Here is a 7,705-nt window from a genome sequence, read left to right on the forward strand (position 1 = left end):
GAACATAGCTGCTGCTTCGCAACAATTGGGGGGTAGTGTGGAAACGAACGTCTATTGGTTATGGCTGCTGTCCATGGGCAGTTTGATATTCCTCATGCAGGCGGGCTTTTTCCTGCTGGAGGGCGGACAGGTGCGCTCGCACGACGTGAGCAACGTCATGATGAAGATGACGGGGCACCTCGGCCTGGGAATCATTGTGTTCCTGGTGGGTGGCTTCGCCATCAAGCAATACGGCTGGCCGCTGGCCGCGATGCCGAATGGATGGCGCCTGCCGTGGCAGTTCATCAATGATGGGGGACATTCGATCACCTTCTTCGTTTCGCTGATGTTCGCGCTGGTCTCGTGCGCGATTCCCAGCGGATGTTTCTCCGGGCGCATGAAGTTTTCCGCGTACCTGCTGTTCGCCGGACTTTATGTCGGAGTTGTGTACCCAGTTTTCGCCTACATTCTATGGAATGGTCCTCTGGCGCGGCTGGGAGTGCAGGACTACGCCGGGTCACTGGGCGTTCATGCGGTTGGCGGTGTCGTCGGATTAATGGGAGCGCATTATCTCGGCCGTCGCAAATTGAGCGGCCAGGCGCACGATGTGCCCATGATGGGCCTGGGTGCGCTGCTGCTGATGTTCTGCTGGTTTGGCTTCAATCTGGGCTCGGTACCGTCGTATGGAAATATTGCCGCGGACCTGCCGCTGGTGGCGATCAATACCTTGGCGGCAATTGCCGGCGGAATTATGGGATCCATGGCAGCCACCTGGGCACAGCACAAGCCTGACCCCATCATTACTCCGAACGGCGGATTGGCGGGAGCGGTGGCGATCTGTTCGGGCGCGCACCTGGTACACCCGCTATTTGCAATCGTTATCGGCCTGGCGGCAGGGGCGCAGATTCCATTCACCGCGCGCTGGATTGAACGCAAGCTGAAGTTGGATGATCCATGCGGCGTCGGCCCGGTACACGCCACTCCGGGTTTGCTGGGCGGACTGGCCGCAGGCCTGTGGGCGCCGATGATTCCCCATGGATTCCACGGATACACGGTCCATGTCTGGGTGCAGGTTGTTGGAACAGTGACTGCGCTGGCTTACGGGCTGGTCGCCTCGGTCATTCTATTCAAAGTCGTGGACGCGATTACGGGATTGCGGGTCAGCGACGAAGAAGAGCTTCACGGGCTGGACGTGGCGGAACATGGCATGCACGCCTATCCGGAGCTGGTGCAGCTGCATTTAAACCGGGAAGTCCGTCCGCCTGTACCCGTAGAAGTAGTGTCTGGGCTGGGAGCCGATTAGGGGCGGCAAGAGTCCCTCGTTTTGGGGCTTGTTCCTAGCCTATGGATCAACCCTGTACTGCAACACAGCTTTCGGGGCCGCCCCGAATAAAAGGCTGCCGGACCGGCCTTCAATGCTATTTCGCAAGTTCCTTCTTAACGTTCAAGTTAGGGAGGTAATCCCATCCGTTAGTAGCTGATGAGTTTCCGGAAGGCGCACGACCTTTGGAAGTTGAAGTGCTCTTGGGGGAGAATATAATTCGCTCCAATCCTCCGGAGAAATCATGCGCTTTCGGCCTGCATTCTATGCGGCAGTGTTGGCCTTGTGCTGCGCGCAAAGCGCGGCCAAGGACATCGCGCTCATTTCCAATAAAGAAAATAGTGTCCGCGGCGTTCCATTCGCTGAACTGGTGAAGATCTGTAAGGGACAGACTTCGCGGTGGCCAGACGGTAAGTTCGTGACTTTAGTCATGCGCAACCCCGCATCCAGCGACATGAAGATCGTGCTGCAAAAGGCCTACGGCATGACTTCGGAAGAAGTGAATCAACTGCTTGCTACCGCCAATCATGGTCGCACCGATCGGCCAGCGGTTGTGGTCGTGACCTCGGACGAGGCGGTGGTAAAGAAAGTCGAGACCATGCCCGGAGCGGTGGGCCTGGTAGATGTGTACTCCATTACGGGTGGAGTGAACGTGATCAAGGTTGGCGGAAAGCTGCCGCTTGAACCGGGATACGTGCTCCACGGCAATTGATTTTCATGCCACCTGCGCAAACGCGGAGCGGTCAAAGGCGGGCGACAGTATGGCGGTGCCAGATTCTTCGTAGCCAGCGTATCGAGACGCCGGCGGAAGTAGTGGCTGCCGCAGCCAGGAGTCAGTATGAAGGAAGCTGCGTCAGGTTCAGGGGCAGACAAGTCTCATAGGAATGAGCGCCGCTACCCGCGTTGCGCGGTGGATATGCGCATCCTCGTTGTGGCATTTCGCGATGGCAACAACACCACGGTTTGGGGGCGCTCCAATGAGATCGGCGAAGATGGTATGAGCGCCACATTAACCGGCGATCTGGTGCCGGGAGAAGTGGTATCCATGGAATTCACCCTTCCGGTAAGCACCGAGCCTATGAAGTTGCGCGCCGTGGTGAGATATCGCAGCGGGTTTCGGCACGGTTTTGAGTTCCTTACCCTTAAAGATGGCCAGCGGGAGAAGATCCAGCGCGCCCTCCATCTGCTGCCCGGCGATATCTGAGCGCCACCTCAGAATCCTTCAATTACGACCGTAACTTTTGACTAAGTGCCTGAGGCCCTAACATTACTGCGGGATCTGGCCCGCGGAGGGCACTCATGGGTGAGAAGGTCACCCACACCACCAAACAAACTAGAAGTGTCCGGAAAAACGGCAAGGCTGCTCTGGACGAGAATGGCGCCACGGCCGCCGGCCTTTCCTACCCGGGCATTCCGCACGCCGGAGAAGCGCATCAGTCTCAGGACCTGCAGATCCAGAAGGCCTACCTGGAACAACTGTTTGAAAGTTCCCCGGAAGCTATTGCCATCCTGAAGATGGACAATACCGTTTCCCACATCAATCCAGAGTTCACACGGCTTTTTGGCTATACACAAGAAGAAGTCAGGGGCAAAAAGCTGCATGACCTGATCGTTCCACCGGATCGCACGCGTGAAACCAACTTTATTTTTGGGGCCATCACCAAGGGACAGAAGGTCTCCCTCGATAGCAAACGCCGGCGCAAGGACGGCAGCCTGGTGGATGTATCAATTCTTGGAATGCCGGTGAGCGTGGGTGGCGGTCAGATCGCAATCTACGGTATTTTTCGGGATATTACAGAGAACAAGCGGGCTGAAGCGCTCCAGTCAGCGCTCTACCGCATAGCCGAGAAGACCAATTCAGCAGAAGACCTGCAGGAATTCTATGCCTCAATTCATGGAATTGTCGGCGAGTTGATGTATGCGCAAAATTTCTATATCGCTCTCTACGATTCCACGGCCAAACTACTCAATTTCCCCTATTTCGTGGACGAAGAGGATTCGCCTCCACAAGCCAAGCCACTGGGAAAGGGATTGACGGAATACGTTCTGCGTACCGGAGAGCCCCTCCTGGCCACACCGGACGTGTTTGAGGAGCTGGTTCGTCTGGGCAAGGTGGAATCCATCGGCGCCCCCTCGGTTGACTGGCTGGGCGCACCCTTAAAGACGGGCAATGCCACATTTGGCGTATTGGTGGTGCAGAGCTATAGCGGAGGTATCCGCTACCGGGAGCACGAAAAAGAAATTCTGACCTTCGTTTCGCAGCACGTGGCGAGCGCAATTGACCATAAACGTCACGAACAGGCGCTACGACTCTCCGAAGCTCGCTATCGTTCGCTGGTACAGAGCGCAGTGTATGGCATCTACCGGTCCACGCTCGATGGTCGCTTTCTGGATGTGAACCCAGCGCTGGTGGCGATGCTGGGCTACGACTCTGCTGAACAAGTGCTGGCGCTCGATCCGAGGGAAGACGTCTATTTCAGCAGTGAAGAGCGAGAGCGGCTCGAACGGGAACACCTGCGCACTCGACGCATTGATAGTGTCGAAGTGAAGTGGAAGAGGAAAGATGGCAGCGCGATCAGAGTTCGGCTGAGCGGGCAGGCGGTCACACAGGAAAACGGCGCGGAACTGCTGGAGATGATTGCTGAAGACGTGACCGACCAACGTATGCTGGAAGATCAGTTTCGGCAGGCCCAAAAGATGGAGGCCGTGGGCCGCCTGGCAGGAGGAGTGGCGCACGACTTCAACAACCTGCTGATGGTGATCAGCGGCTATACCGAGGTGTTGCTGAATCAATTGGGCGAGAGCGATCCGCGGCGCAAAAAGGCGGAGGCAATTCAGAAAGCCACCGAGCGTGCAGCGGGCCTGACCAGACAGCTCCTAGCGTTCGGACGCAAACAGCTTCTCGAGCTGAAAGTGATTGACCTGAACACCGTGGTGAGCGACATCAGCAAGCTCCTGCGGCCGCTGATCGGCGAGGACATAGATTTGACGGTGCGATTGGAGCGCAACCTGGGGAGGACCAAAGCTGATCCAGGGCAGATCGAGCAGGTAATCATGAATCTCGCCGTCAATGCGCGTGATGCCATGCCGAGTGGCGGCAAGTTGATCATCGAGACTTGCAACGTGGAGCTTGATCAGGCATACCGGCGGGCGCATGCACACGTGCAAGCAGGAAGCTACGTCATGCTGGCGGTAAGCGATACCGGCTGCGGCATGGATGCGGAAACCCAGTCGCGCATCTTTGAGCCTTTCTTTACCACCAAGGAAAAGGGCAAGGGCACCGGGTTGGGGCTTTCGACGGTGTACGGGATTGTGAAGCAGAGCGGCGGGTACGTCTTTGCCTATAGCGAGATCGGCCGGGGAACGACGTTCAAAGTGTATCTGCCCCGCATAGACAATGAAGCAATAGAGAACGGACCGGAGAAGACATTGCACAGCGCATGCGGAGGTACTGAAACGGTGTTGCTGGTGGAAGATGAAGAGTCGGTGCGTGAGTTGGTACAGGAAGCGCTGGAGGCGCGCGGCTTTAAGTTGCTGGTGGCCACCCATGGGGACCAGGCGTTGCAGATAGCAGCCCGGGGACAAAAGATTGATTTAATGATCACGGACGTGGTGATGCCGGGAATGAGCGGGCGCGACCTGGCCAAACGCTTCGCGGAACTACGCCCTCAGATGAAGGTACTCTATCTTTCGGGTTATACGGAAGACGCCATCGTGCAACACGGCGTGCTCGATGCTGGAACAGCGTTCCTGCCGAAACCGTTCACTCTAGACGCGCTGGCGCTCAAGGTGAGAGAGGTATTGGACCAGTAACCTCGAAAATCTCCTACTGCATTATTCTGTTCGAAAATTGTCGGGAGGCATCAAAGCGACGCCCAACTCGACAACCGGCATACGACTCTTATTCAATGCTGCAATATCCGCTAACGCCTGCCCCCCTTTTCGGGACTGCTCCGCCTCGGTGTTCCTAATGCGCTCTGTGCCTCGTCTTCCACAGGCTCTTGTCATAAATGCACGGTTTCCCATCCGGAGAGTTCGTGTGCGTCTGTAGATGCCTGGATTGCTTGTTCCTAGCAGGAGGTAAGGATTTTTTGTTCTTGTTTCCATAGAGGTCCAGCTTCCGGCCTGAAATGCACAGGATCTTGCCGTTGGGCATGCAGTAGCACTTCTTAGGGGGTGGTGCAACCTGGACGAGTCCCCAAATCGCAAGCGCAGCAAAGAGCAACTTGCCCTCTTCTCTGGAAACGCCGGATGTCTGAATATATTAAGAGATATATCCTAATTGTTTAAGACATACAGGTCAACGGAGCGGCGTTTGGTTTGCCTGGAGTGCCTGGGAAAGAGTGGGCTTGAAGTTACCTCGTAAGGTCCGGGCGCAAAATACATCTGCAAAGTTAGAAGCAACACAAATTCCCCGGGGCTAGGTTACTGAGTGGCGTCTGAGGATGCCGGCTGGCGATGATGGCGGCGAGGCACCTTGCCGCGGACATCGCCCCAAAATTCGCGGAGAACATTGAAACTGGCGACACCGCCGAGTTGCGCGCCGTAGCGGCCAAGGGTTTGAATGGCTCCGCGATCGGCATCGGGGTAATACAAATTAGTAAGACCGGCAGAGATTCCGGTGCCCATCAGGACAGAGGTATTCAGCGCCGGGGAACCGTCATCACGGCGGGTGACCAGCGCGCGCGTTCCCGCATACCAGACACGGTTGAAAAAACCGCCAGTGCCACGGCGAAAATAGCGCGGGTCCTGGTGCAAGATCGTCGGTAAAAGAAAATTGCTGAAGAACAGGCCGGTCTCGCTGCCCGCGAGCTCGGCGCCGAATCGTTTGCCGTAACCGCTGGCGCCTTGTCCGTAACCCGAGGTGCTGCCGGCAGCCTGCGAAATCCCCGCCGAGGCTGCGGCAGCAAGGAAATTCGTTGGCGCGTAGCTATACCGCAGAAAAACGTCAAACTTCTGATGGGCGGAGAGCGGTTGCGGGGACAGACTGCTGGGCGATTCCGGGACAACGGTTTGGGCCGATGTTACCAGAGCAAGGAACAGCACCGAGAGTGCTGCGGAGAAAAAGCCACGGCAGTTCAAATGGTTTCTTTTCACGAATGGCGGCTGGGAGCAAATTCCTGACCGCAGAGCCGGGTATGGAGCCCAAGTGTACTCTGTCTAAGGAGCTTTTCAAAGCCGCTGGGTGCGGGGGAGATTAACGCACAACGTCCACGCTGCCATGAATCTGGACCACTGGCCGGCGAACAATGATACGGCCGTCATCGTCCTCGTAGTAATAGTGCCGCCGACCTTCGTGAACGTAGGTGCGGCATCCATGCTTTTTTGCGTGCCCGGGAGGAAGGCCGCAGTTTCTCCATCCGGTTTTCCTGCCCTTACTCCATCCAGGGGGACGATCATCGCGGTCACGGTAGGCACGAGTTTCATATCTGCCTTCGCGGTTCCAGCCCTGATCGTCATCATCCCCGTGATGCCCTCTGCCGTGCCCCTCTCCTCTGCCCTGCGCCGTGGCTGCTGGTGTGAACAGTCCGAGCGCTCCAACCAGCGCGAATACTACGAGCCAGTTTCTGGCCATTTGTGGGTCTCCCATGTCGAGTGCAATGTAGTGCCGTCCGGAACCAGCTTACCTTTGAACAGGTCACGAGGGCATAGTTACGGAGGTTCTAGGCAGAAGTGGTCGGCGGTCGCGGGATAACAGCGCTATTCTCTAGCGTAGTGGAGCTGTGATTTACCTCAATCCAATAGAGCGATTTCGTCACCCGGCCGGATAGTCCCCTCGACCAGGACAACGGCGTAGATCCCGGCCTTGCCTTCATGATCGCGAGCCAACCGCCGCATCACCTCGGGGTTCGGATCTGCACTGTCGGGATCGAGCGTGATCATCTTGCAGCGAGAGTCTCGTTCAACCACTGCGATCTCCGTTCTTGCACCTACCCGTAAAGTCCGGCCCACGAACTGCTCTTCGGCGAAAGCATTTACGGATTCGAGATCTACATAAAGATTCGCGCGGAATCGCCGCTTGTCCAAATCGATGCCAAACTCTTTGCTCAGCTGGCGCACGGTTTGCAGTGAAAAGATCGAGACCGGACGGCAATCCGTCATCGCTCGATGGGAGCGAAGCAGGGTCAGCTCATGCCGGTCGCGAATGCCCTCGCGCAGCATGCTCATCAGCCGCGGATCATCAATGCCGAGCCGCTCTCCGTTCGGTGTCTCGACGTCCAGCATGAAATCGGCAAGATCCGCGTAGAGCGGAGTAAGGCCAGAACCTATGGCTTCAGCCTCCGCGAGGTTGCCGGGCTTGGTGGTGCGTTCGGGATGCCGATATCTGGGGCGATATAACAGCATTGCTTCCTGCTCACGCCCTGTGAGATAGGGGAATCCTTTAGAGGCCGCCGAACTATGAAA

Annotated in this window: 7 protein-coding genes; 4 read left to right on the forward strand and 3 right to left on the reverse strand. The window is 57.0% G+C overall.

What is annotated here, in order from left to right:
- Positions 1–37: 37 nt before the first annotated feature.
- From VFA76_15945 to VFA76_15960, 4 genes are all read left to right on the forward strand, one after another.
- Complete coding sequence (locus VFA76_15945; protein ID HZR33338.1) at positions 38–1,282, forward strand: hypothetical protein; 1,245 nt, start codon at positions 38–40, stop codon at positions 1,280–1,282.
- 262 nt (positions 1,283–1,544) lie between these two features.
- The gene (locus tag VFA76_15950; GenBank protein HZR33339.1) at positions 1,545–2,012 is read left to right on the forward strand and encodes a hypothetical protein; all 468 of its coding nucleotides are present in this window, start codon (positions 1,545–1,547) and stop codon (positions 2,010–2,012) included.
- A gap of 126 nt (positions 2,013–2,138) precedes the next feature.
- Positions 2,139–2,504, forward strand: coding sequence for a PilZ domain-containing protein (locus VFA76_15955; GenBank protein ID HZR33340.1), 366 nt, complete (start codon positions 2,139–2,141; stop codon positions 2,502–2,504).
- 95 nt (positions 2,505–2,599) lie between these two features.
- On the forward strand, positions 2,600–5,113 hold the full coding sequence (locus VFA76_15960; GenBank protein ID HZR33341.1) for a PAS domain S-box protein: 2,514 nt from the start codon (positions 2,600–2,602) through the stop codon (positions 5,111–5,113).
- A gap of 612 nt (positions 5,114–5,725) precedes the next feature.
- Here the strand turns inward: VFA76_15960 and VFA76_15965 are convergent.
- From VFA76_15965 to VFA76_15975, 3 genes are all read right to left on the reverse strand, one after another.
- A complete protein-coding gene (locus VFA76_15965) occupies positions 5,726–6,397 on the reverse strand; it encodes a hypothetical protein (protein HZR33342.1) in 672 nt (223 codons plus the stop codon).
- A gap of 100 nt (positions 6,398–6,497) precedes the next feature.
- Complete coding sequence (locus VFA76_15970; GenBank protein ID HZR33343.1) at positions 6,498–6,875, reverse strand: hypothetical protein; 378 nt, start codon at positions 6,873–6,875, stop codon at positions 6,498–6,500.
- Between the two features lie 158 nt (positions 6,876–7,033).
- A partial coding sequence (locus VFA76_15975; GenBank protein ID HZR33344.1) for an MOSC domain-containing protein occupies positions 7,034–7,705 on the reverse strand: 672 nt, incomplete at its 5' end.

The organism is Terriglobales bacterium (assembly GCA_035651655.1).
Taxonomy (GTDB): Bacteria; Acidobacteriota; Terriglobia; order Terriglobales; family Acidobacteriaceae; genus DASRFG01.